This window comes from Bradyrhizobium glycinis, assembly GCF_016031655.1.
GTDB classification, from domain to species: domain Bacteria; phylum Pseudomonadota; class Alphaproteobacteria; order Rhizobiales; family Xanthobacteraceae; genus Bradyrhizobium; species Bradyrhizobium glycinis.
In genome coordinates this window covers 1-748 of sequence record NZ_JACCHQ010000072.1, presented here as the reverse complement: position 1 = coordinate 748, position 748 = coordinate 1, and the positions used below count along the sequence as shown (strand labels likewise).

Sequence of the window (748 nt, the reverse complement as noted above, 5' to 3'; positions counted from 1 at the left end):
CGCGCGCCTGAAGAACAGGATCGAGAGCTGCCGTAACGTGGCAATCAACAAGCTCTGGCATGAGGATATCGCTCGCCTGGAGCAACGTGAGAGCGCCGAACTCAAGGCTCTGGTCGCCTCGATCCGCAAGTATCCCGATCTTGCCGAGAGGCTTGCGCTGATCAATAGCGTCGATGGCATCGGGCTGCCGACTGCCGTTGCCATCCTGGTGCGTCTGCCCGAGATCGGCCGGGTTACGCGCGAGCAAGCCGTCGCTCTCGCCGGCCTTGCACCGTATGACGACGACAGCGGTGACCAGCTCGGGGTTCGGCACATCGAGGGCGGACGAAAGCGGCTGCGTCGTGCCCTTTATACGGCTTCACTGGCGGCTTCGTTTCGATGGAATCCGCAGCTCATCAAGCTCTATCAACGGCTGACTGCCGCCGGAAAGGAACACAAACGCGCGCTCGTTGCCTGTGCCAGGAAGATGCTCATCTTCGTCAACGCCGTGGTGGCTCGCGGCACGCCGTGGTGCGGCGAACCACCGATGCGATCATTCCCTGTTACTTAGTTCGACCGGCACGCGTTTCTTCGTCCCGACCTGCGGCTGCTCACGACGTCGCGCGCAGCGGCGGTCAAGGATGGCCGTCGCTCGCCCTAACCTCACCTGATCTTCCGCCAGGCCACGCCTTGACCGACGCGAGCACGGCGTCATCATGGGAAGACGCAGACGACCCCAAAAGGCAGCTACCGTTTAATGGTTGCTACG

General features: G+C 62.4%; 1 protein-coding gene. It reads left to right on the top strand.

Going from position 1 to position 748, the window contains the following annotated elements; all coding sequences use genetic code 11:
- The coding region (locus tag HZZ16_RS36925) for a transposase (RefSeq protein WP_210342754.1) at positions 1–550 on the top strand (550 nt) is incomplete at its 5' end.
- Positions 551–748 lie beyond the last annotated feature (198 nt).